Source organism: Motiliproteus sp. MSK22-1 (assembly GCF_001968815.1).
GTDB lineage: Bacteria > Pseudomonadota > Gammaproteobacteria > Pseudomonadales > Balneatricaceae > Motiliproteus.
The window spans coordinates 1-24,764 of record NZ_MIEQ01000010.1 but is presented as its reverse complement, the minus strand read 5'-3'; the positions used below and the strand labels follow the sequence as shown (position 1 = coordinate 24,764).

The 24,764-nt window shown below is 44.6% G+C and carries 19 protein-coding genes and 1 tRNA gene; 8 read left to right on the top strand and 12 right to left on the bottom strand.

Annotated elements, in window-relative coordinates; all coding sequences use genetic code 11:
• Nucleotides 1–13: 13 nt before the first annotated feature.
• The 3 genes from BGP75_RS00155 to BGP75_RS00145 form a co-directional block, all read right to left on the bottom strand.
• Nucleotides 14–607: a polymer-forming cytoskeletal protein gene (locus tag BGP75_RS00155; RefSeq protein WP_076713827.1), complete on the bottom strand. Its 594-nt coding sequence runs from the start codon at nt 605–607 to the stop codon at nt 14–16.
• Nucleotides 550–1,512, bottom strand: a complete 963-nt coding sequence (locus tag BGP75_RS00150; RefSeq protein WP_233152802.1) for a M23 family metallopeptidase — start codon at nt 1,510–1,512, stop codon at nt 550–552. Before BGP75_RS00150 ends, BGP75_RS00155 begins: the two co-directional genes overlap by 58 nt.
• A 232-nt stretch (nt 1,513–1,744) precedes the next feature.
• Nucleotides 1,745–2,491, bottom strand: a complete 747-nt coding sequence (locus BGP75_RS00145) for a TIGR00266 family protein (RefSeq protein WP_076713823.1) — start codon at nt 2,489–2,491, stop codon at nt 1,745–1,747.
• Between the two features lie 527 nt (nt 2,492–3,018).
• On the opposite strand from BGP75_RS00145, the gene BGP75_RS00140 reads away from it, so the two are divergent.
• The gene (locus BGP75_RS00140; protein WP_076713821.1) at nt 3,019–4,203 is read left to right on the top strand and encodes an acetyl-CoA C-acyltransferase family protein; all 1,185 of its coding nucleotides are present in this window, start codon (nt 3,019–3,021) and stop codon (nt 4,201–4,203) included.
• 115 nt (nt 4,204–4,318) lie between these two features.
• Here the strand turns inward: BGP75_RS00140 and ppnN are convergent, their stop codons facing one another.
• Entirely contained in the window at nt 4,319–5,692 is a 1,374-nt protein-coding gene (gene ppnN / locus BGP75_RS00135) for a nucleotide 5'-monophosphate nucleosidase PpnN (RefSeq protein ID WP_076713819.1), read from the bottom strand.
• Nucleotides 5,693–6,391: 699 nt separating this feature from the next.
• Between ppnN and BGP75_RS00130 the strand changes: the two genes are divergently transcribed.
• The 3 genes from BGP75_RS00130 (at nt 6,392) to BGP75_RS00120 (ending at nt 9,715) form a co-directional block, all read left to right on the top strand.
• Nucleotides 6,392–7,777, top strand: coding sequence for a PhoH family protein (locus BGP75_RS00130; RefSeq protein WP_076713816.1), 1,386 nt, complete (start codon nt 6,392–6,394; stop codon nt 7,775–7,777).
• A 425-nt stretch (nt 7,778–8,202) separates the two neighbouring features.
• Nucleotides 8,203–9,204 (top strand): HD-GYP domain-containing protein, encoded by a 1,002-nt coding sequence (locus BGP75_RS00125; protein ID WP_076713813.1) that lies wholly within the window; start codon nt 8,203–8,205, stop codon nt 9,202–9,204.
• Between the two features lie 106 nt (nt 9,205–9,310).
• Nucleotides 9,311–9,715 carry a bacteriohemerythrin gene (locus BGP75_RS00120; RefSeq protein ID WP_076713811.1) on the top strand — a complete coding sequence of 135 codons (405 nt, stop codon included), beginning with the start codon at nt 9,311–9,313 and terminating at the stop codon, nt 9,713–9,715.
• A gap of 77 nt (nt 9,716–9,792) precedes the next feature.
• On the opposite strand, the gene BGP75_RS00115 is transcribed toward BGP75_RS00120, so the two are convergent.
• Nucleotides 9,793–10,980 (bottom strand): pyridoxal phosphate-dependent aminotransferase, encoded by a 1,188-nt coding sequence (locus BGP75_RS00115; protein WP_076713809.1) that lies wholly within the window; start codon nt 10,978–10,980, stop codon nt 9,793–9,795.
• A gap of 193 nt (nt 10,981–11,173) precedes the next feature.
• Between BGP75_RS00115 and uvrB the strand changes: the two genes are divergently transcribed.
• The 3 genes from uvrB (at nt 11,174) to BGP75_RS00100 (ending at nt 13,922) form a co-directional block, all read left to right on the top strand.
• Nucleotides 11,174–13,192, top strand: a complete 2,019-nt coding sequence (gene uvrB, locus BGP75_RS00110; RefSeq protein ID WP_076713807.1) for an excinuclease ABC subunit UvrB — start codon at nt 11,174–11,176, stop codon at nt 13,190–13,192.
• Between the two features lie 114 nt (nt 13,193–13,306).
• Nucleotides 13,307–13,383 (top strand) — tRNA-Val (locus BGP75_RS00105).
• A 296-nt stretch (nt 13,384–13,679) separates the two neighbouring features.
• Nucleotides 13,680–13,922: a hypothetical protein gene (locus tag BGP75_RS00100; protein ID WP_076713805.1), complete on the top strand. Its 243-nt coding sequence runs from the start codon at nt 13,680–13,682 to the stop codon at nt 13,920–13,922.
• Nucleotides 13,923–14,169: 247 nt separating this feature from the next.
• Here the strand turns inward: BGP75_RS00100 and BGP75_RS00095 are convergent, their stop codons facing one another.
• From BGP75_RS00095 to BGP75_RS00070, 6 genes are all read right to left on the bottom strand, one after another.
• Nucleotides 14,170–15,078 carry a hypothetical protein gene (locus BGP75_RS00095; RefSeq protein WP_076713802.1) on the bottom strand — a complete coding sequence of 303 codons (909 nt, stop codon included), beginning with the start codon at nt 15,076–15,078 and terminating at the stop codon, nt 14,170–14,172.
• Nucleotides 15,079–15,309: 231 nt separating this feature from the next.
• Nucleotides 15,310–16,125, bottom strand: a complete 816-nt coding sequence (locus BGP75_RS00090) for a hypothetical protein (RefSeq protein ID WP_076713800.1) — start codon at nt 16,123–16,125, stop codon at nt 15,310–15,312.
• Between the two features lie 98 nt (nt 16,126–16,223).
• Entirely contained in the window at nt 16,224–19,493 is a 3,270-nt protein-coding gene (locus BGP75_RS00085) for a Calx-beta domain-containing protein (protein ID WP_076713797.1), read from the bottom strand.
• A gap of 475 nt (nt 19,494–19,968) precedes the next feature.
• Nucleotides 19,969–20,760 (bottom strand): metallophosphoesterase, encoded by a 792-nt coding sequence (locus BGP75_RS00080; protein WP_076713795.1) that lies wholly within the window; start codon nt 20,758–20,760, stop codon nt 19,969–19,971.
• Nucleotides 20,761–20,871: 111 nt separating this feature from the next.
• Nucleotides 20,872–21,792, bottom strand: a complete 921-nt coding sequence (locus BGP75_RS00075; protein ID WP_076713794.1) for a DMT family transporter — start codon at nt 21,790–21,792, stop codon at nt 20,872–20,874.
• Nucleotides 21,793–21,872: 80 nt separating this feature from the next.
• Nucleotides 21,873–22,610, bottom strand: coding sequence for an AraC family transcriptional regulator (locus tag BGP75_RS00070; protein ID WP_076713791.1), 738 nt, complete (start codon nt 22,608–22,610; stop codon nt 21,873–21,875).
• A 427-nt stretch (nt 22,611–23,037) separates the two neighbouring features.
• Here BGP75_RS00070 and BGP75_RS00065 point away from each other — a divergent pair, with 427 nt between their 5' ends.
• A complete protein-coding gene (locus BGP75_RS00065) occupies nt 23,038–24,195 on the top strand; it encodes a DUF5610 domain-containing protein (protein ID WP_076713789.1) in 1,158 nt (385 codons plus the stop codon).
• 2 nt (nt 24,196–24,197) lie between these two features.
• On the opposite strand, the gene BGP75_RS00060 is transcribed toward BGP75_RS00065, so the two are convergent.
• Nucleotides 24,198–24,479, bottom strand: a complete 282-nt coding sequence (locus BGP75_RS00060) for an HlyU family transcriptional regulator (protein WP_076713787.1) — start codon at nt 24,477–24,479, stop codon at nt 24,198–24,200.
• Nucleotides 24,480–24,764 lie beyond the last annotated feature (285 nt).

Here is a 24,764-nt window from a genome sequence, read left to right as displayed (position 1 = left end):
AACATTGCCATTGTTATTGCTGGATAGAGTTTTTTTGTATGCTTTCCTCGGAATCTGTTTCATTCCCGTTTGTCTGTTCTGGAATTTCACTTTCAGAAGCACTACTCATGGCACGGTTTTGTCCAGTCTTGTCTGAAAACTTTTGTTCCGATACAAGCGTAACTCTGTCAGGCAACCCTTCAAGGGTCTGCGCTAACTCTTCAGACGCTGCTCCGACGGTTAAGGGAGTGTTCGTCGCCACATCGTTAGTGCTTTGCTCTTTTAGATATCGCTCTCCCACAAAGCACCCGTTGGTTTGGACAATCATTTTTTCACTATAGACGGTTCCTCGAACTCGCCCACCGTCCTCAATATGCAGTTCATCGCAAATAACTTCGCCCTGAAGCAACCCACAAACATTGATTTGATGGGCTCGAACATTACCGTGAATTTCACCCCGAGTGCCTACGGTAATTGTATCCAGAGAAGCGATCGTCCCTTCGAACACACCATCTATGTGCATCTTTCCAACTACGCTCATATCACCGGTAAATTTATTTCCTTCTGCAATTATAGTAACGGCGCTTCGAGCTGATTTAACGGATGCATCTTTCTTAAGGAATCCCATGCGATCCCCTTACTTTGGGTAAACAGATTTTCATAGTTTTCTATATCCCAGTTTAAATACGGTACTGGGTCTAAGTGCTTAAAAATGTAGCGAATCTCATAGTGGAGATGAGGCCCGGTAGATCTGCCGGTATTACCACTATAGCCGATCAACTGCCCCTTCCTAACAACATTTCCGCCTTTAACCACCTGTTTGTCCAGGTGACCGTAGTAGGTTTTAAAACCAAAGTTATGGCTGATGATCAACAACTTACCATAACCGCTTTTCTTATGATATCCAGAAAATTCAACAACGCCGTCCGCAGTAGCGAACACTGGAGTCCCGATATTTGTACTCCAATCTACACCGTAATGCATCTTTTGCTTCTTGCTGACAGGGTGAGTTCGCATACCAAATCGATCAGTCATTCGCCCTTCTTTCATCGGCATTCCATTGGGAATCCCACGTAACATAAACAACCTCTCATTGGCGATCTGCTGCAATTCCATGGATCGATCCAGCGTCATTTCTTCTGATACCGGCAACCCCATTTTCCGTTCCAGTACCCTCAGAGAATCTGCCCAGAGCGTCCGTTCTGATACAACAAGTGCAGACTCTTTCTGTAACTGCCGACGCTCAGATTCAATTTGATCAATATTGTCATTAAGCAGATCCAACTCATTTTGGTATAGCTGACTACTTCCCAATACCTCTTCATACCGACTGGCCAGGGAATGAAATTCTCTCTCCAGTCGGCTACGCTCTGATTCAACGGTCCTCATACTATCGGATAACTGGTCCAGCTCCGTCTTATACAGCTCGCGACTTCCCAGAACATTCTCGTAATTTTCCAGTACATCCTCATAGCGATTTTCCAACGTCCGATGGTTTACCTCAAGTAACGACAGCTGATCATTTGTTCTCACCAATAAAAAATTGCCTAATAAAAAACCTAAAAATATCAATGCGATAACAGACACCAGCAAATACCTCATCACCTTATTGAGTGAGTATTGTCTGGATCCTCGCATTGTGGTGAGTGTGAGCACTAGTTGATTTTTCACCATATCTCCGAACACGCTATTTATCGAAACATTATCTATTACATAGACGTATCTCCCAAGTCCCTTTAATTAAACAGGGTTGTCAGTTCATCAGTTATTCCCCTTGACTTTTTCCACCTAGTGCAGGCGCATTAGCGAGAATACGGTCAGCTAACCTTGAGAATGGTAAGCTCTGAATCCATACAGACCCGGTTCCTTGTAAAGTGGCTAGCACCATACCTTCACCACCAAAAAGCATGGATCTCAGCCCGGATACCATTTCTATATCGTACTCAATGCCTTCAGTAAATCCTACCAGACACCCTGTATCCAGCCGAAGCGTCTGTCCATTAAGTTCTTTACGAACGATTGTTCCTCCTGCCTGAACAAAGGCCATACCGTCACCTTCCAACTTTTGCAGAATAAACCCCTCCCCTCCAAAAAAACCTGCCCCCAGCTTACGAGAAAAAGCAATATCGACTTTTGTACCCAACGCAGCAGCAAGAAAAGAATCTTTCTGGCAAGTAATGGTGCCGCCCTCTTTAGCCATATCAATCGGAACGATAGTGCCAGGATAGGGTGCGGCGAAGGCAACATGCTGCTTACCTACTCCTCGGTTTTCAAAATGGGTCATAAACAACGACTCACCTGTTACCGCTCGTTTGCCAGCAGACCATAGCTTTCCAAACAGTCCCTGATCAGGGTCCGAACCATCTCCCATTTTTGTTTCAAAGGCGATTCCCTCTTCCATGTAGTTCATTACTCCTGCTTCAGCAATGACCGACTCGCCAGGATCCAGGTCAACTTCAACCACTTGCATGGCATCTCCAATGATTCGGTACTCCACTTCATGGCATCTCATTTTTAATTTTCCCTTTTGTTGAGGTTTCTATACACAAGATCGACATATTACCACTGAAGACCGATTGTTGGCCGCACACTACTTTAGAGAACCTGCAAACAAGTCCCTTCGGCCCTAGAACAGCTACCTGCATTGTCAAACAGCCCGGAAAGGACTCCTCATTCCGCAACCCACATTTAGCCATTCTAGAGCTCGCTGGAACATAATGGACTTGTTCGAAGGTTCCTTAGTCAATTTATAGGAAAAGCTTAGACTAAAGGGCTAGCATTGAGCACTGACAAAGCCAACCCTTATGTTGTTAACTAACAGATGAACTTCGACCATAGCCTGCTCGACAGTTGTTTCTGCCCCCTATCCGATAGAAAAACAGCCAGAGGAGTAATAAAACAACGGTATATTGACCTGAACTCAATGTTTATACACTTGATATTCACATTACATTAAAGACTTCTAATTCAAATAACCCCATAATTAGCACTGAAAAATAAACAGCCCTAATTTACAAGCGATATTCGCAGGGAGTAACAATGAGCAATAAAGAAGTTGTAGTAGTAAGCGGAGTTAGAACAGCCATCGGTGATTTTGGCGGCAGCCTGAAAACGATGAGCCCCTGTAATCTGGCTTCCGCTGTCGTCAAAGAAGCGGTAAAACGCTCTGGCCTGGCCCCCGAAGAAATAGGACACAGCGTTTTTGGTAATGTTGTGCACACGGAAGCGCGGGACATGTATCTAAGCCGGGTCGCTGCGGTAGAAGGCGGTTTACCCCATGAAACTCCGTCCCTTACCGTAAATAGACTCTGCGGCAGCGGCTTACAAGCGATTGTATCTGCCACGCAGCAAATCGAGTTAGGAATGTGTGAAGCAGCGGTTGCGGGAGGCTCAGAGTCGATGAGTCGTACTCAGTACTGGATTCCTGGAGCTCGTTTCGGACAGCGCATGGGTGATGGTCAGATAATAGATGCGATGGTTGGTGCCCTAACCTGCCCCTTTGATAATACCCATATGGGAATCACTGCTGAGAATATTGCTGAAAAATGGAACATTAGCCGTGAGGAGCAGGATGCACTGGCTACAGAAAGTCATAACCGGGCAGAAAAAGCGATTGCCGAAGGTCGCTTTAAAGAGCAAATCCTACCAATCGAAATTAAATCCCGTAAAGGTGTAACAGTATTCGATACTGATGAGCATGTTCGAAACGGTATGACTGTCGATCAACTTTCAGGTATGCGCCCAGCCTTTAAGAAGGAAGGAACAGTTACGGCAGGCAATGCGTCTGGACTGAATGATGCGGCGGCGGCTGTCGTTCTCATGTCTAAAGAAGCAGCAGAGGCCAAAGGAATCAAGCCCCTGGCACGCTTAAATTCTTATAGTTATGCGGGAGTGGAACCCAAGTATATGGGTATCGGACCGGTACCTGCTGTACGATCACTGCTTGACAAAGCAGGCTTAGACATCAGCGATATTGATGTATGGGAAGTGAATGAAGCCTTTGCCGCTCAGGCGCTGGCTGTATGCCGTGATCTTGAGCTGCCTGCGGACAGGGTAAACGTTAACGGCAGTGGGATATCTTTAGGACACCCTATAGGTGCAACGGGGGCATTGATCACCGTAAAGGCGTTATATGAACTGCAACGTACCCAAGGGCGATACGCTGTAGTTACGATGTGTATCGGTGGCGGACAAGGTATCGCTGCATTGTTCGAGAGAATATGAGTACCGATTAACCACTGTTAATTATTAACCAAGGGAGGCTTGCCTGATAGAAGGCAGGCTTCCCTTCAACGCAGCAAAGAACTTCACTTCGCTGCTGATTGGTTGAGTACCGCAGTTAAAGCTGAATACGATAGCAGGGTTCATATTTTTCATGATTCAGTTTCATGCGTCTTTGATCAACAAATGACCTGAGCATGGCATCCAGAGACTTCATCAACTCAGGGTCACCTGTTAGTTTAAAAGGTCCGTGTGTTTCTATAGCCTGAATGCCTGATTCTTTTACATTCCCTGAAACAATGCCTGATAAGGCGCTGCGAAGGTTTGCCGCCAGCTCGTGGACAGGCTGATCCTTACTGAGGTTTAACTCCGCCATGTTCTCATGGGTCGGTTCAAAGGGATTCTGAAAAAGCTCATAATCGATATTGAGTAACCAATTAAAATGGTAAGACTCGCTGGTAGCCTTACGATGATCGGTGACTTGCTTCATACCTTTTTTCATAGCCCTGGCCACAGCAGCGGGATTACCAGTGACAATACTATAGTATTTACGGGCCTCTTCACCGAGAGTATCTGCAATAAAACGGTCGATTGCCGTCCAGTATCCTGAAGCGCTTTCCGGACCGGTAAACAACAAAGGCAAAGCGGTGTTTTTATTCCTGTCATCCAGCATCAAACCCAATATATAGAGAATTTCCTCGGCTGTACCGGCACCGCCAGGAAAGACAATAAAACCATGACCAAGACGCACAAAAGCTTCCAGGCGTTTCTCGATGTCAGGCATGATAATGAGCTCATTAACGATAGGGTTAGGCGATTCAGCAGCAATAATTCCAGGCTCCGAGATACCCACATAGCGCCCATTACCAATACGTTGTTTAGCATGAGCAATAGTTGCTCCCTTCATTGGTCCCTTCATGGCTCCAGGACCACAGCCGGTACAAACGTCGAACCCCCTTAATCCAAGTTCATAGCCAACCTCTTTAGTATAAAGATACTCCTCACGGCCGATAGAATGCCCTCCCCAACAGACAACAAGATTAGGCTTTATCCCGGGAGTCAGCGCCTTGGCATGACGGAGTACATGGAAAATTTCATTAGTAATTGATTCAGAAGTTGTCAGCTCATCATGGGTCAGCTCTAACTCATCACCCACGTACAGCAGGTCACGCAGTACCGCAAACAGATTCTCTCGAATACCACTGATGATCTTTCCATCCACAAATGCACTAGCAGGGGCATTAATCAGGTCAAGTTGCACCCCCCGGTGCTTTTGGCTGATTTGAATATCAAAATTTTTAAATAGCTCAAGAACTTGGCGAGCGTCATCCAACTCACTGCCACAGTTAAGGACAGCCAAAGCACATTTTCGAAATAGCCGGTACAGACCACTGCCACTTTTATCCTGCAGTCTGACCAGTTCATATTGTGAGAGAATATCAAGGTTAGCTTCTGGAGTAACACTGGTAGTAACAAATTGATTTCCAGTCATAGACATCTCCTAACCGATGCCCTTCCAAAGAGACCGGTGGTTGACTTATACATGAGCCAAAAAACTTACTGACTCCACTAACAAGTAATAACAAACTGATTAACAAACAGTTATAGCTTACTCCTAAACTCCAGTCAGGTGCTCCATATTTCCTGTTCAGGTTTTCGTTTCTTGTACGCATTAACTATAGTTGGCTAAGAGCATAGCAACCAACCCTCATAGACATCACTCATATTTACACCATCGTTCACATTTTAGAACCAAGCATCAAAAGAGTACTCTATATAAAGGTAAAACTAATGAAACTGACAGCAGGAAGAAGATCTGCTTCACATGACCAGCCGATTCATTATCTGTATCTCATCAGGGAACCTGCAAATAAGTCCCTTATGTTCTCAGCGAGTCCTTTGGGGCCTTCAGAGCAACCTGTTGGTAGGTTCCTTAGCTGAAAAAGCTCCTGAGACTTCTGTTATAACGACAGCAAAAAGGTTGTAGAAACATCGCAAAATTCCGGATTACCTTGATACCCAGTCTCCGAAAGGAGTGAATACAACAATAAAGAGCACACAACAAATATTTCTTCAAAACGTAACATCAATCGGTATGATAATTGCGCACTTGCATATCAGTCTACGGCTTAATATACATAACATGTTGAATGCTCGGCGTAAATCTGGCCTATCCACTTAGGAGAACTCTATGCGCGCATCCAAGCTCTACATTCTGGATACCAATGTTCTACTTCACGATCCCAACAGCCTGACTGAATTTAAAGAGCAAGATGTTGTTATTCCTATCACCGTGCTGGAAGAACTCGACCGCATCAAAGACCGCAAACAAAATGTGGCTCAAGAAGCACGTATAGCTATTCGAAAGATTGATAAAATCCTCTCATTCGCCAAATCACCAGAAGAAATTACAACTGGCGTCCCGATCAAACTACCGGTAGCAGATGCATCCATGGAGCTTGGCAAGCTCTCCATCTTTCCAGACCATGAACTGGATATCCACAAAGGTTTTTTGCAAGACCGCAGTAACAATGACAACATGATTATCAATACGGCTTTGCACCTTCAATCAATCAATCCCGCTCGCCAGGTAATACTTGTCACTAAAGATATCAACATGCGCCTGAAAGCTTTGGGGGTGGGTCTTAAACGCGTAGAAGACTACCGTACTGACCAGCTGATTTCTGATCTTGATCTGTTGGCCAAAGGCTACAGGGAGTTAGAGGGAAACTTCTGGGATCAGGTTAACGACGTAAAATCACAGCAACACGGCAGCCGTACATTTCACCGCATCTCCAGAGATCATTTACCTGACGCCTTTTTAAATGAATATATTTACGACCAAGAGGAATTTGCTGCCCGTATCGTAGAGGTTGATGAAAAAGAACTGACGCTAATGGATATTAATCAGCGGTTCCTGAAAGATCGTCAATGCTGGGGAATTAAACCGCTAGATATTGCCCAAGCATTTGCAATGGATGCAATCAACGACCCTAACATAGATCTTTGCATTCTCAATGGTGCTGCGGGATCAGGCAAAACACTAATAGCCTTGGCCAGCTGTTTAGAAATGGTCATTGAGCAAGGTCGATACAACAAAATAATTGTTACCCGATCGACTCCTCCGGTAGCCGAAGACATCGGTTTTCTGCCTGGTACCGAAGAAGAAAAAATGACCCCTTGGCTGGCTGCAATACAAGATAATTTGGAAGCAATGCATGAAAGTGATGAGCAACCTCAAAGCAGCATTAAATACACGATTGAAAAAGCCAACATTCAGTTTAAGTCCCTGAACTTTATCCGTGGACGTAGCATTCAGGACGCACTTGTGCTAATTGATGAGACTCAAAACCTAACCCCTTCACAACTTAAAACAATCCTTACCCGCTGTGGTAAAGGAACCAAAATGATCTGCCTGGGAAATCTAGCCCAGATAGATTCCAACTATCTCACGCCATTAACTTCGGGGTTAACTTACATAGTAGAACGCTTTAAGGATTACTCAGGGGCAGCCACGATTCATTTAGAAAGCGTGGTTCGCAGTCGACTTGCAGAATACGCAGAAGAGCACCTTTAGCCATTGCGACCACTTGGGGCTGAAATGATGACAGAAAGGATATAGTCGTTATGCCAGCTCCCAGTATTCAGCAGCGGCTGACACAGAACTGCAATCGCTGCTGTTTTGAAAACTTGCAAATCTTATACAGCCCGCAAAATCAACTATTATGATAAAACACTGATCTGGATCACTGTTCAGCGGTGCTAATGAACAGTAATAATACGCCCGTTTGAATTTACGAAACAATCTCTTTCGAGCACAAAGTCATGGATACAGGTGATAGGGGAAAGATATTTACCAGGCAAGATCTAGCTTAGTATCTTTTTGATTTTAATCATTTTTCATATCAACTTATCCTTGATCCCAGAGATCTCTCAGTTCTGAGCTGAACGTAGATATCGGGTGTTTGGTAGCTGGAGTTTCGTTCCTTATAAGGGGGCTGAATGAGCAACACCCAGGCCATTGAAACTTTTTCTGACACTAACAATCTATCAGTATTTGATTGGGTGGACGCACGCCACCAATTTCTGGTGGGAACCTATGATCGACTGATGGTTACACCGGATCGCAAACAGATCTCCCGTTGCTTGTATCTTGCTCACCAGATCCAAAACGCCTGTAAACATCATGAGAGCGGCATCCTCGCTGCACTCCAGCTCAACAGGACCCCAAAGCACCAGTATATCAAAGAGTTAATGGCTGGCGTACTTTGTGAGCTTCTGGGTAAAAAGGCCCGCATGACGCCTTCATCACGCCTGTTGCTTATTTGCGCATCCTTGACCCAGGATATCGCGATGCTGGACCTGCAAGACAGTAAACTGGATCGTCAAGCGACTCCCCTGACAGAGTCCCAGCTGAAGTTTATCCGAAAGCACGCTACAACAGGTCGTAGCATATTAGTGAAAGCAGGAGTCAAGGATGCTCTGTGGCTTAATGCTGTCGAACAACATCATGAACGTTTGGATGGCAGTGGCTACCCCAATGGCCTAAAAGAGGAAGATATATCCCTGGGTGCCAAAGTGCTTGCTATTGCCGACATCTACGCAGCAATGGTGCGCCCTAGAGGTGATCGGGGAATAAAGACCCCAAAATACGCAATTAAGGAAGTATTCCTGCAAAGAGGTGAGCAACTCGATGTTACCCTGGTAAAAAACCTGATCGATATTTTAGGGGTTTACCCACCCGGGGCCTGGGTCAAACTGGCCAATGGTGAACTCGGAGTCGTCAGTGCCTCTGGCCAGGATGTTCCGTTTCCAATCGTATCGGTTGTTCTGGATAACAGCGGACAGCTGCTACCTTCAGCCCAAACCAGAGATACACAGATAAAAGAATGCTCAGTAATCGATATGGTGGACACACCTTTTTTATTCAACCTTGGAGCTATTCTCAGCAGTATCTGGCCAACAATACCAGAAGATAAAAAGCATGGAGTTAAAGGCAACTAAACTATACAACGTAGTATCTTGAGTAAGACTGTATTCAGGAGTCTGCCAATTAGAATCGCCGGTAATTGTCATTAATATTTGAACTCCTCTAATCCCTGGAGTGATTATGCGTCCATTAAAATTGACCCCCTTGCTTCAACTGAATATCAGGGTAATAGATGATCAACATCAGCAACTGATCGATATGATTAATCAGACTCAGGATATTCTTAACCATCAGGAAGACCCTGTCGCCCTTGTTCAGATTCTCAATCAGTTACGTGAATTGACGATCCTGCACTTCACCACAGAAGAATTGCTGATGAAAAAATACGCTTATCCGGACCTAAAAAATCACAAAAGTCAGCATGATATTTCAGCGCAGAAAACTTTTGATTTTGATGGTGCAGCATTAATGGATGATCCCTCCGCCGCCCACTCCTTATTGAGTTTGCTACGCTCCTGGCTGTTGACCCATATTAGTGAAGACGCAGAAATGGCAAAGTTCTTAAGAGAGAAAGGAGCAGAATAATCGCAAACGCCCATAGTCGCTGACGTAAAAAAAACCGCGAACAGGTTCGCGGTTTCAAAAATCAAATAAACTGGATTCTAGGCTTCCAGAGCCTGCTTGATCCGACCAATCGCATCTTCCAGAACCTTCATACTGGTCGCGAAAGACAAACGCATATTTCCAGGAGCCCCAAAGGCTGACCCAGGAACTAGTGCAACACCGGCTTCGTTGAGCAAAAACTCGGCCAAATCAATATCATCTTCAAATGCAGGATGACTATCAATTACCTTCTGAAAGCTGGGGAACGCATAAAAAGTTCCATCTGCAGGTATACACTCAACACCTTCAATCTCATTAAGTGCTTTGATAACAAAAACATGACGATGCTTAAAAGCCGTCAGCATTTCCGTAACACAATCCTGTGAACCTTGTAATGCTGTCTGAGCGGCTACCTGAGAAATAGAACAGGGATTAGAAGTACTTTGAGACTGCACTTTCTTCATCGCCTTAATCAGCTTTTCCGGACCCGCAGCATAGCCTATTCTCCATCCCGTCATGGAATAAGCCTTGGAAACACCGTTAAGCACAATAGTACGATCATAGAGCTCAGGACACGCCATCAAAATATTGCAGAAAGGCTCATCAGCCCAAAGAATATGTTCATACATATCGTCGGTAGCAACCATCACATGAGGATGTGCCAACAGCACCTCTCCCAGAGCCTTTAGCTCACTGCGAGAGTAGGCCACACCTGTTGGGTTGGAAGGACTATTGAGCACAACCAACTTGGTTTTCGGGGTAATAGCCATTTCTAACTGCTCAGGAGTCAACTTAAAACGCTGCTCCTGAGTTGTGCGAATGATCACGGGTATGCCATCAGATACCGCAACCATATCAGGGTAGGAAACCCAATAAGGGGCAGGAATAATGACCTCATCTCCAGCGTTAATTAATGCCAAAGACAAGTTAAAAAAACTCTGCTTACCACCACAGGAAACGAGAATTTGCGAAGGGGTATAAGTTAACTCGTTATCGCGCTCTAATTTAGCGATAATAGCGCTTTTAAGTGCAGGAGTACCGTCAACCGCGGTATATTTGGTGAAACCGTCATTCAGGGCCTGAATGGCTGCCGCCTTGATATGATCCGGAGTATCAAAGTCTGGCTCACCGGCACCAAGTCCGATAATGTCTTTACCCGCCGCGCGAAGCTCTGCCGCTCGGTTAGTAACGGCAAGAGTGGGAGATGGCTTGATATTATTTACGCGATCTGAAAGTTGCACGTCCAAGCTTTTATCCTCTTAATCAAAGCTGTGTGTCGAAACTAGATGTCAAAAACCAGATACCAAAGACAGTATCAAACGGTATTCGAAAGTGAGTTATTTCGGGAAATTGTGGTCTTCATCCATTATCTGCCACATCAGCATCACCCAAAATATAACTGGATAATGATACCGGATTTACAGATCATCAGGAATCCAAATGAGTAACTATTTTAAAGTCGAGTCCCGATTTCAACCAGCAGGGGACCAACCCTCTGCCATAATCGAATTAACCAATGGGATTGAGGCGGGCTTAGCCGCTCAAACCCTCCTGGGAGTCACCGGTTCCGGCAAAACTTTTACTATCGCCAATGTAGTCGCCAACTTACAGCGTCCCACCATTGTGATGGCACCCAATAAGACGCTTGCTGCCCAGCTTTACGGTGAGTTCAAAGAATTTTTCCCTAAAAACGCGGTTGAATATTTTGTCTCTTATTATGACTACTACCAACCGGAAGCTTATGTACCTGCTTCAGATACCTTTATAGAAAAAGACGCTTCAGTCAACGAACATATCGAGCAGATGCGCCTGTCCGCTACTAAAGCACTGCTGGAGCGAGAAGATGCCATCATTGTTGCCACGGTATCTGCAATTTATGGACTCGGTGATCCCAATTCCTACTTAAAAATGATGATGCACCTGGATCGGGGTGACCGCGTTGATCAACGCTATATTTTGCGCCGTCTTGCCGAACTTCAATACACACGTAATGATGTTGAACTGCATCGCGCCACTTATCGAGTCAGGGGGGATGTGATTGATGTGTTCCCGGCTGAGTCCGAGCAAGATGCAATACGAATTGAGTTATTTGATGACGAAATTGAAAACCTCAGCTATTTTGACCCACTCACGGGTGAGACTCTACGCAAGGTCCCCAGGGTTACTGTTTATCCCAAGTCCCATTATGTCACTCCAAAAGAGACACTCATAGAGGCCGTAGATCATATTCGTATTGAACTTAAAGAACGGCTAGAGCAATTACGCTCCAACAATTTGTTGGTTGAGGCGCAGCGCTTGGAACAGCGTACAAATTTTGATATGGAGATGATTCTGGAGTTGGGATATTGCAACGGAATCGAAAATTACTCCCGCTATCTGTCCGGCCGTGGGTCGGGCGAAGCCCCACCAACATTGTTCGATTACTTACCGGATAACGCCCTGCTTGTCGTCGATGAATCCCACGTTACTATTCCCCAATTGGGTGCCATGTATAAAGGTGACCGCTCGCGTAAAGAGACCTTAGTGGAGTATGGATTCAGACTACCATCAGCCCTGGATAACCGTCCAATGCGCTTTGAAGAATGGGAAAGCCTCGCCCCCCAGGCTATTTTCGTATCTGCCACTCCAGGGAATTATGAAGCAGAACATACAGGCCAGGTCGTGGAACAGGTGGTACGCCCCACCGGGTTGATAGATCCGGAAATTGAGGTGCGACCAGCAACAACACAGGTTGACGATCTGCTGTCTCAAATCAATGTTCGCGTTGCGAAAGAGGAACGGGTACTGGTCACTACCCTGACCAAACGCATGTCCGAAGATCTGACCGAATATCTTAGTGAACATGGCATTCGAGTCCGTTATCTGCATTCGGATATAGATACTGTAGAACGAGTGGAGATTATTCGAGATTTACGTATCGGTGAATTTGATGTTCTGGTAGGTATTAACCTGCTCCGCGAAGGCCTCGACATGCCGGAAGTCTCATTAGTCGCTATTCTTGACGCTGACAAAGAAGGCTTCCTTCGCTCGGAACGTTCACTGATACAAACCATAGGCCGAGCGGCCCGCAACCTGTACGGCAAGGCAATCCTTTATGCAGACAGAATCACAGGTTCTATGCAACGAGCAATCGACGAGACCAGTCGACGACGACAGAAACAGATTGAGCACAATAAAGCCCACGGCATAAACCCTAAGGGGATCAATAAATCTATTGCAGACATCATGGAAGGAGCTCGTGTACCCGGTAAGAAACAATCGCGTAGCAGTCGCAAAGTGGCTGAACCTTCACCTGAATATAACGTTGATCCAGCACAGATGTCACCCAAAGAGCTTAGCAATGCAATCAGCCGACTGGAAGAAAAGATGTATCAAGCTGCAAAAGATCTGGAATTTGAAAAAGCAGCCCAATACAGGGATGAACTCAATGATCTTAAGCAGCATGCACTTGTGAAATAGTTGATTCATCGATCGACTTAGCATGCAACTTTCGGCATATCACCAACCCCCGATTTTTTTTTAGATCGGGGGTTGCCAAACGAAAAGCCACGCTTATAATACGCACCACACCTCAGGACTATAGCTCAGTTGGTTAGAGCGCTACCTTGACATGGTAGAGGTCGGCAGTTCGAATCTGCCTAGTCCTACCAATCTTTATAAACTCTTGATAGAAAAGAGTTTCTTTGATTTCATGTAGTTACAACTTCCAGACTCTTTGCAACTGGTACAAAACGCTGGTAAAGAGCAGTGTTTCTAACAGTTGCTTCACGTGCCTCGTGGAGTATGGAAAATGAGCAGCATGGCCAAACCTTGGAAGCATCCTGACAGCGGTATCTACTATCATCGAATAGGCGTGCCTACATTGCAGAGCTTAAAGCCAATATAGATAAAATAGACTACCGTTAGGAGGCTAAGAAAGAATCCAGCCACTAAGGACAGCTTGGGTATGGAGTTTACTAGTGGCTGGGATATTCTGAATGCAGCCCAAGCATTAGCTTTACCTAAAACCTTGACTGACAGATTCAAGGAAAGCCCCTTGTCGGCAATGTTTGCGAATGCAGACTTACTTCGTGAACACACTAGCGCCTTTGATCGGGTCTTAGCTGCTATATTTTTCTGGCTCTACGCTTTCACAGCTGTTTCTCTGATATTGATGCTACTTTTAGATACTGTCGGTGTTTTCGACTAAGAACTGAATGCACGCTGAATGAGAGTCTGACCCCATCAGCTCACCAACAGAAAGTGGCTGGCTGAGCAGGGAATAACCGATGGCATCTGTACAACGGGTCTGCGGCCAGGCCACTCGATAAGATCGAGAAGCAGACGAATCGCATCATAAGCCTTGGAAAATGGATGATAAACAAGAGTAACGCAGGGGTCTTTTAATAACACTTTCCCTAGCAAAAAATTATATCCAACCTATACTCCGACTCCTATTAATCGCCCCAGCTAACATAGATAGGTAAGTGATCAGAAGGGCAGCCAGTTCCTCCCACTAAATACCCACCAAAAACCTTGGTCGTAAACTCTTCACGATATCCAAATTGACGTCTGTAATCAAAAGTTTCGACGTAAACGTTATTATTTTTTACCGTTACAACGTAATCGTAAGTTTTACGAGTTGAATCAATCCCTTTATATAAAGGGTTAACTTTAAATGTAGGAGAATCTGCTAGAATAATCATATCTTCTAGCGCCTCAATTGCCGCCGCTATACTCCATTGTTTTAAAGAAGCGTTCACCCGAGGTATATTTGAGTTAGAATTAAAAGCTGCATTCAATATTTTGATATAATTTTTTCTTGTTTGCTCAAGAACTTCTGGCTCACAGTTCAAATCACCGAAAAGTACCGGAAAAGAAGAAAAAGTATCGTAATATATTTGCACCCAGGCTCTAATAATTTGATAAGGAGCACCACCGCCTTTTCCTGAGTTTGCATGCAATACGTAGATATTTTTCCCATGACGAACAAGATGTCTAATGGGGTTTACCATATGCCCAAACTGACCAGGAAGCATACCAAAAACCTGAGAGTGCGACTTTAGAGTAATTTTGGCAGGATCTGCTGGTGGATGTTCAGTTGTGCTGATGTGTGAATAGCCTAGTTGGGCACTAGTCGTTCGGCTTGATATCTTTTGCACAAATCCTTCTTTTTGATACCCCCTTGGAATGTGGGAAAGGGAAGGCAGTAGAAGTTCAAAATCCGAAGTCACTTCGCAGAGGTAGATATCGCTTACACTAAAATTCTCAATTGCATAGTCAACAACCCAACTTACCATTTCTTTGATTCTTGGATCTGTCCCCATCCCTAATCGTTCTACATTCCAGAATAAAACCTGTGGCATTTTTGACTCCATGTCTTAATTGCAATTTTCTCATTGGTCGCAGAAGGTTAGCTGAGATTTGAGTTTTTTCAAACTGGATACCTACATATTTCTTTCTCGTTACGAAAGAAATATTTTCAATCCGAAATAATTGAGCAAACTTAAAGGTTTTTATACAAAGAACCTGCCTAGTTCTACCCATTTTTTGCTTAAGCGAGCAATTTATGGGCCTTCTGTTCCGTACAAACACCCTCAAACCTTATATTTCTTGATTTTTGTAATCAGCTGCTCATCACTTAACAGACCAATTCCAATACCAAGTGCAATGGCCTGATGCCAGCTTGTGACGGGAAGTCCATCCTTTGCAAGGGATAACAGCAATCCGAAGCCAATAATTAATAACGTTAACAGTAACGGAAATCGAGCCAGAAAAACTTCAATAAAGAAAGCTTTTGCTTTCTGAGACAGTGCCTCATCTTTCTTTAAGGACGCATTGATTTCTTCTTTATATTGAGTCGCTATTTTGACAATAAACCCGAGCAAAACACCAAATAATCCCGAAAGTATATAGTGGCCAATTGAGGTGGTATATCTAATCGAAATTTTCTCTGTATATATTCTTTCTGTTATCGCTGAGCCATTCTTTGCTTTATAGAAAACATTAACAGAAAACACTTTTGGCGCTCTTGTTGAGTATAGCGATCTCTTCTCCCCCTCTCTTGGATTGCCTAAGAGATCTGGAGGCCAGACTTTAAACACTGCAGTAACTGAACTTTTTTGGCCGAGGCTTCCTATTTTTAAAACGCTATGAAAGTCAGTCATCGCTTCATTTTCAGCAGCGATACCAGGAGATTCCATAGCCTCAATATAAAAACCATCAGGCTCAGTTACAGAAATAACAATATCTTCTATAGGTTCATCTGTTTTCAGTCCAACCAAAATTTGAAAAGTGTGCCCTTTTTCCGCCACTTTGCTAGACATGCTTATCTCAAAGGTCGGATCGGAGTTTGCCAGATCACAGAACAGAGCAGTAGCCAATGCCCCTGCCAGCAGGAATACTCTATCCATTGTCTTCCCCAATAAAGACACTGCCTTAATCGCTTTTCAGGTATATCAATGGGTTAGTTTAGTCGAATTCCAGCTACTCGTGATTAAGAACCTCAAGGCTAAGCAAGCGACAAACTGGTATCGGTAAAACTAACTGTCTCGACCCCCACAACCTCCACACCAAACCCTTCACCCTCTAAAAGGTAAGATCCACCACCAAGTGCTTCAATGGTAACGAGACTGGATAAAGTATTGAGCTTCAACGTATCGCTACCCGTACCGCCATCAACAGTGTCATAGCCACCTTCATATAACTGAACTAGATCATCACCGGCGCCGGTCTGAATAATGTTGTTAACAGCATTATCATAAATCACGTCATCCCCCGTTCCGGTGGTTACGTTTTCAATCCAAACCCCGTATGCAATAGCCAAGTTGTTCTCCCCGGTATAGAGAAAATCTGATTTGGAATCATAAATATTACTGACCCACGCACTATAATCAGGTGCACCTTGCCCATCCAGCCAAGCAAGGGTTGAAGCTATTTGCTGTTCAATCGTTCTTACATCAACTGAAGAAAGCTGGCCAGGCCGAAGGTCAATAACTGTATCACCTGAAGCTGATGAGACATTAATGATATCCTTGCCACCAGCATCCCATATCGTCAAATACTTGCTTTCAGCAAAAGTCAAAGAGTAGCTGTCATCTCCAGTAGCCGTATCCAAGTTCGCACCATAAATGGACTGAAGAGCTGCGACATCAAGCAATGAGAATGAAGAGGGCATTGCCCCCCAATCATAGTCGACAGAGATCTCCCGGGTTTGAGTGTTGTAGTCAAAATCCGCCAGCAGGTTTCTCGCCTCTGTATAAGACATAGCGGTGTAATCAGAGGTATCAAGCTGATCAGTCAGTATATTAGGACTATCAAAGGGGTGCTTTAAACCCAACGCATGGCCAACTTCATGAATAATTGTATGATAAGGAGAGCTTCCTGCCTGATATACGTCTTCTGATTGTTTATCAGCGTCGATAAAAATATCACCACCAATCAACGATAAAGACGGGTAATAAGCATAGCCACCGATCCCGTCCAACTGAACTGCATTAAACCTGATATCTCCACTTCCTGTAAAATCTTCTGATATAGAAAGATCTGCAAAACTTGCTACATTCGAAAGAACCTGTCTGGCCGCAGTTTCCGCCCCACTTGAAAGGGGTGTCCAGCCTGTTAAATCTATTCCGTAGCTATTGTAATAACTCGGGATTTGTTGATTAAAACTATAGGTCAGATTACTGGTCGGCCAATAACTTCCAGATTCCAGAGATTTACTGTCCGGAGCCCCAATCGTAACGGAAATTGTTACAGTATCTGTCCCCCCGTCACCATCATCAGCGACAACAGTAAACGAATCGAATCCCGAGAAATTAGTATCTGGAGTATAGGTATAACTGCCCTGAGAGCTTAGCTGAACTCGCCCCTGAGTAGGTGCGCTTCCCAGGGTATATGTTATTACCGATGAATCTACATCAGTAGCAATCACAGCTTCGGATACAGAAGAATTTGCTGCGGTCGTCAGCTCTATCGTGTCTGACTCAAAAACAGGAGCATCATTCACTGGTACAATGCTTACTTCAATTGTTAACAGTGATTCGATATTCCCGTTGCTTATTGCCCTCACTTGAAAACTGTCAGAGCCGTTTGCATCAGAGTACGGCATGTAGTGGTAGCTGCCATCAGACGTTATTGTCACCGACCCCTTCTGAGCGCTTGACGCCAGCGAGTATGTAACATCGATATTCAGATCAGAGTTGGTCAGCTCTATAGCACCAACCAGAATTCCATCTTCATCAACTGTTTGGTTGAAATCCTCAGTATTAAATGAAGGTGCTTCATCATCGTGAATGGTAATGATAGTGCGGGAAGAGCTTAAACTAGCATTAAGTAGCTCAGAGAGAGACAAACGAAAGTACTCATCCCCCTCCAGCAAGCTATCATCAAGGACCGTTAATTGCAAAGACTTGGCTGATTCACCAGATTCGAAGGTTAGTACACCACTAGCGCTCAAATAATCAATCTCTGCAGCAGCAGAGCCATCTCCAGTTGAATATTCAACGCTGCTTTTTACAGAAAGATCCCCCATTCTTTGAAAAGTAATGGTAATGCGGTCCGTATCTTCGTTAACAGTAACATCATCTACACTCACAACGGGATCATTAGCTAATATCTTTACCTCAGCTCTCCCATCCGTAATTTCACTATTGACAGGAGAAAAAAGATCGACATAAAAGATCTCGTCTTCTTCAAAGACGTTGTCATCATTAACAGTTAAAAAAACAACCTGAGATGCTTCTCCGGCATTAAACAAAACGGTACCGGAAGCTGCCTCAAAATCATTGGATGCCGCTGCACTACCACTGGTTGTTGAATAACCTACTGAGCTTACCTGTGACAGATCCCCCATTCGACCGATAGTAAGCTCTATGATGTTAGAGTCTTCATAAACTTCAATATCGGTAACAAAAATCCCAACATCATTATCGAGAATAGAAACTGTAGACTCTTCCCCTGACAAACTCACATTAACAGCATCAGAAAGAACCACGGAAAAAGTTTCAATATCCTCTAACTTGTCATCGTCCAGTATTGGAACCAACACTGTAATTTCAGAAACGCCTGATTCAAATAGAACATTTTTTGAAATAACTGAAAAATCAGTTTCGATAGCAGATCCTATCGAAGTGGATACTTGTAGACTGCTTTCAAGATAAAGGTAGCCCGAACGACTTACGACAATCTCAGCAAAACCCTCTGATTCTGTCACCGTGACATCTGCTACAGTAACAACTGTGTCTGAGCCCAGTTGATGTACCATTTGCGGCAGTTGAGCAGTGGCACTGGCTCGACTAGCCGATGAGCTATCAATAACCGATAGCCAGTTTCTGACCTGAATTGCGGCCTCCTCTCCGGCATATAAATCAGCTGTTCCTTCTTCCACCAACTTCTCAGTGAATGCATTCGCTACCGTTAGTTTGTTCTCAATAATCGAAGCATCTTCATATAACGCACCGTTGAGTACGTCCAACATAATACTCGCTTGAGTCATCTCACCCGATGCCAGCTTTGTGGTATAGAAATGGAGTCCTCCCGAATCAGGAGCACGGTTAAAAAGTTGTTGGTAAATAGCCGTCACTTTTTCTTCATTAGATGCTGATCCAAAAAGCGCCTCAGCCTCAACAGAGTTACCAAATGCATCAATAATCTGACTGAGATCACCTCCAGCATCATCAAGCCTGGTTGCCCAGTACTCCAGCCCTGCAGGGTCAGCCGCTCGACCATAATAGGCAACGTAGGTTTTCTGAACGATTTGATAATAACTTGCAATAGACATAATACGGTATGGCCAGATCAAAAGGGGACTTAGTTCAGTATAAGCAGAATGCCCCAGTGGAAAAATGATTTAGCGCAGCAGTTATGCAATCCATGATTTTGTCACATGACAATATTAGAGTATCATTCACCGCGGTTACTGGAGGACCGGTCCTTCTTTTGTAGAAAAAGCAATAAAAGGACTACCAAAGCTCTTTTACCTTGGACTGCTCTGATCAATGAATAGTTTTGTCTTAGCTGTTCAGCCGTCGCTCTCTGGATTCGCACACTAATGGAACACTGACTTTGCCGTTTGGCTCAGCAAGGAGGAGATATGCTCAATATAATTCAACGCACTGAAAAGTACATTCCCTGGATGGTCGCGTTTGCCGCCACAATGACATCAGTTTTATTTGTTAGCGAACTTTTTAACTAGCCCGATTTGAGCAGCAAAGACTCTGGTACCAGCATCCATCGACAATCAGAGAAGGCCCTGTTCAGCAGCTCTTTTCCATCTCAAACAGTGTCTGCCAACTGTGTTGTGGAATATCAAATAAGTTCTCAACTTTAATCAGGCTGAGATAGCCCCGGCTTTTCTTGATAAGCCGCCAGAACTTATTGCTGTGCAGGCAAGCCCCTGTGTCTATGTAACAACGATTGCTACGGCGGATAGGATTAGGAAACACGGTATGGCCATGAACCGTCAGATCGATATTTGCTACGGTCTCACCAAACAAAGGTTCTTTAATACTCCGGGCCCAAAGAGAATCACGCCGAACTTTTATACCTTCCTGCCCCTCACTTTGAAGCATTGGTTCAAGATCAGACCAGTCATCACAAGGGCACTCGGCATGCACCAGTCCAACAGCTCGCCCATCCCGCAGAGACAGTTCAATGGCCCAGGGAAGCTCTTGACATTGCTTGTCGACCAGCATTGAAAAATGTGGGTCTTTATCAAAAAAATCAACATCCGATTTCACCCAGGATTGCCCTCCATTTTTCATCCAGGAAGAAAACACTCGAGGCTCACGACTTTGATAGGCATCGAACATCATAGCTTCATGATTACCCCGAACCGCATGAAACCAGGGTTCATGAAGCAATTCAAATACGTTCTTTGATTGAGCTCCGCGATCAACTAAATCACCGACTGAAAAAAGTCGATCTACATTAGGATCGAATGCCACCTCCGCCATAGCCTGATACAGCTGCCGTAACTGACCATGAATATCTCCGCAGACAAAATCACGACCTTCTTGGTTGGCACAAAACTTCTTCAGATAATTCATACCCTGGTAATTGCCCGTATAGTCTTTAAAATCAATATATTGAAGCTTTACTAGATCTAAAAATCAGTATTAAGAACTATGCGCAGGTTACAAATTTGCAGATAGCCTTCCCTAAGTTAACCGCTCTCTCACTCTATTACCTTTTAGCTTACGGAACAACAACCCTCCCATCGAGGCAACCAACGCCCCACCGACTATAGCACCGCAAGCCAGATAGACAGCTGCCGTCGCTTCAATATCCGTAAACAGGATTAATATTCCTGTAGAAATAAGTGGGGCTGCGTAGGATAGAACACCCAGCATCTGTAAATCACCTCGTTTTACCCCATAATCCCAGGCAAAAAATGCCACACCTAGAGGCCCAAGGGCCAGACCTACGATGCCTAACCACTGAAGACCACTCTGAGGCCAGATCGTATCCTCCCAAAACAAATGACTGATCCAACCAAGCAGAGCACAAACCCCACAAAATAAACCAACAGTGTCTGTAGGAACCTGACTGACCCATCGGCCTGCAACCGAATAAACCGCCCATATCAGAGCACAACAGATCGCTGCCAGATAGCCATCTAAATATCCAAGATCAAAGTCACTATCAGCTCCGCCAAGCAGTAACCAACAGCCAAACAATGAGAGCACAACACCGATAAGATGACGAATATATAAGCGTTCGCCCGGAAGAAAAGCAGAAAACAGCACGATCAATAAGGGCCACAGATAGGCAATGAGGCTAGCCTCTAAAACAGGAGCTTTGGAAAGCGCAACGAAATAAAACGCATGGTAACCAAACAATCCCCCGATGCCGACCAACCAGGCTAACATAGGCTGATTTGCTATTGATCTGATCGACTGACCGCAAAAATACCATTTTACCAGCATGACTCCGAAAGCAAGAGTGAAACAGGTAGCCAATAATTGAAATGGAGGAATACTGCCAGCTAACTGGGTTAAAAAGGCTAACAGCCCCCATAATAGAATCGCAATACAACCTACCAGTGTTGCTTGTAAGGTTGTTTTACCTGATCTGGCCATAGAATAGCTGCCTAACTAAATTTATCGAAGGCTTTATTCTAATAGGCAGGTTAATAAAGATCTTTGCCGGGGCGGCGTAATTATTTGCCTTGTCGGCGAAACTGCTGCGGCGAAGATCCAAAGTGTTTTCGAAAGCGATCACTGAATGCACTGATATTCTGATACCCCACTTTCTCAGATATAGACTGCACACTATGCTCCGTTGTCTTCAAGAGGTTCCAGGCAGCTTGCATGCGTAATTCCATTAAATACTGGCTGGGTGACATCCCATAACTGGATTGAAATAACTCCCGTAAATGTCGTTCGCTTAGATTAGCGGTATTTGCCAACGACCCCATAGTTACGGTTTTTTCAAAATTCTGTTCCAGATATGCACGAGCCATTTCTACACGGCGATCCACTGTTTTTCGTGACCCAAACCGCTCATCCAATAACTGGACTAATAACAATAGCATCTGTCGTTGAAGCAGCGGATTAACAGCATCTTTCCTCAGCACTAATTCTTCGTGCAAGAATCGAATATACTGGACAACAATTCCATCCAACTCAAGAAATGCAGGCAATGCTTCCAACCTCGGAGCAAGTCCACTGGGTATATCTGCAACGATAAAGCAATTTTCTTGACGCCCTTCAAAACTATGCTCCCTTCCAGCTGCAATCACCGCCCCATGCTGCTTATCAACAACACCAGAAATACAACCTACGTCCAGCTCAAGCTGCCCCTTAACAGGAAGTACTAACTGATGGAATTCATGTTCATGAACTTGAGTATTCTGCAAATAGCTCCTTAAAGTCAGTTGTAATATATCTTTATTCATCAGTATCTCGACAACACACCATTACTCGCAGATATTTAACTGTTTTCAGCACTTAATTAACGATACCTAGCAACAGACACTCTGAGCGATTGAAGGCGCCATCAACTGTCACGGCTTACAGAAACAGCCAAGCAATTTGGAAAGCGTAAGCCACAGCATAAACGGCCTATCACATATCTAATCATTCAAAACCCCACAAAAAAATCTGTGTATACTCCTGTTCCTTTCTCACCTGAAAGCGATCCACTTTATCATCCGCTTTATCGGTACATAACACATTTTTTTGGTATCAATTTGTTGATGATAAACGGCTGCAGCCCATTAGATGCTGAAATTCGCTCATGGTAGTTATTTTCTGACTAAACTATTGTCTCCAGTGGCCGATAGCGTTAAGGCTGGATAGTGTTACCAATGGGAGGTCTGCGCCATGCTCGTCACATTAAATAGTCAAGAATCATTTTACCGCCATCAATCCAACTCCTTGACGTCCTTTAGCCAACAGGACCCACGTGGTTCTGAGGCCAATGCTGAATCCAAAGCGGGTAATGTTCTACAGCAGGTTCTCAATGAAAAAATTAGCGGTGTCAGCAGCAGTGAGAGCAAAGACTTAAACCCAGGAGCTTTCTCTCCCGAGAAAGTGGCTGAGCGTATTAGTAATTTTGTTTCACAGGGTTTAGAGAAAGCCCGCCAAGAGGGTAAATCCGAAGCGGAAATTCAGAAACTTTATGATGATGCGGTAGCAGGAGTAAAAAAAGGGTTTGACGAGGCCCGTGATATTCTTGAAGAAATGAACCTGCTCACCGATGATATATCTGAGACGATCAACACAACTTTCGACCAAACGTTAGATGCCTTGAATGCTATTAATCCTGCCGCAGACACATCAGAACGATTTCCTGTTTCCAGCAGTATGTTTGCGGCAGAGCGCTACTCCAAGTCAGAAAGCTTCTCTTTGGATCTCAAAACCCAGGATGGTGATACCGTCACGATTGACTTTTCCAACTCCAACGACTATCAGGCCAGCTTTGGCGCCTACAACGATGGTGAAGGTAACTCGGCTGCGGCGTTCAGTATAGATCGGAGCCAAAGCAGCAACTACCAGTTTGTTGTAAAGGGTGATCTGGATGAGGATGAGCTTGAAGCGATTGAAAACCTGATTCAGGATGTAAGCCTGATTGCTGATGACTTTTTTGATGGTGACGTGCAGGCAGCCTTCCAGCAGGCGACTGAGTTTCAAATGGACAAAACCGAACTGGCCTCAATGAGTTTAACGCTGACTCGCTCAGAGCAGTACAGCGTAGCAGCAGCCTATCAACAGGTTCAGGGGCTGGGAGAATCCCAAAACCCTGGACGCAAGCTCGGGCACATGATGCATGATCTTGCCAATCAATTCGGTAATCCAGCGCTGGACTTTCTGGATTCACCTTTCAGTTTTGGTCAAGACCTGCTGGACAGCCTGATCCCTCAGGATACTCGCTATCAGGAAGCAGACGAAAACAAACAGTCACTCTACGACCAGAGCTTGCAACAGATGCAAAACATCTTGTCCAGCCTTTCTGGAAACCACAATCAAGATGATTCTTAAGGCTAAAAAATACGATCACCCTGCTGATCAATGGTCATTTTAGCTTTACGTAGAGTAACCTCTATGCACTCATCTCGAGTCATGATGATATCTGAGCGTATAAATTGATGCTCCAACTCCCCCTTGCGAATCAGGGCCGTGACTCGATATTGCCCTCCTTCTGATTGCGGTGCTGGTATGATTGTATAACCTTTGTACTCCAGGGGCTCAGTTGGCTCACCAGCCTTGGGAGATGACTCCCCGGTGCCTGAAAAAATAGATTTAAGTGATGATAAAAAACCCATAGGAGCTCTCCAATATTCTGACCGGACAATTATGGGTTATTAAAAATCGACAATAAAGCTTATCTTCAATTTTTCATGACCCCATTCCCTCAAACAAACATGGGAGCACCTCACTTTAACACCTGCTATTAACCCGGTGGGCTAATACGTTTACGATGCGTAGCGGATAGCCGGATGCTCGAAGTACTTCGCCACTCTCTTTGGCTTTTTCTGCAACATCCGCATATGGCCCAGCACTTTACCTGCCAAGTCCGATTGATTTCTTGCTGGTGATGCACTGCGGAT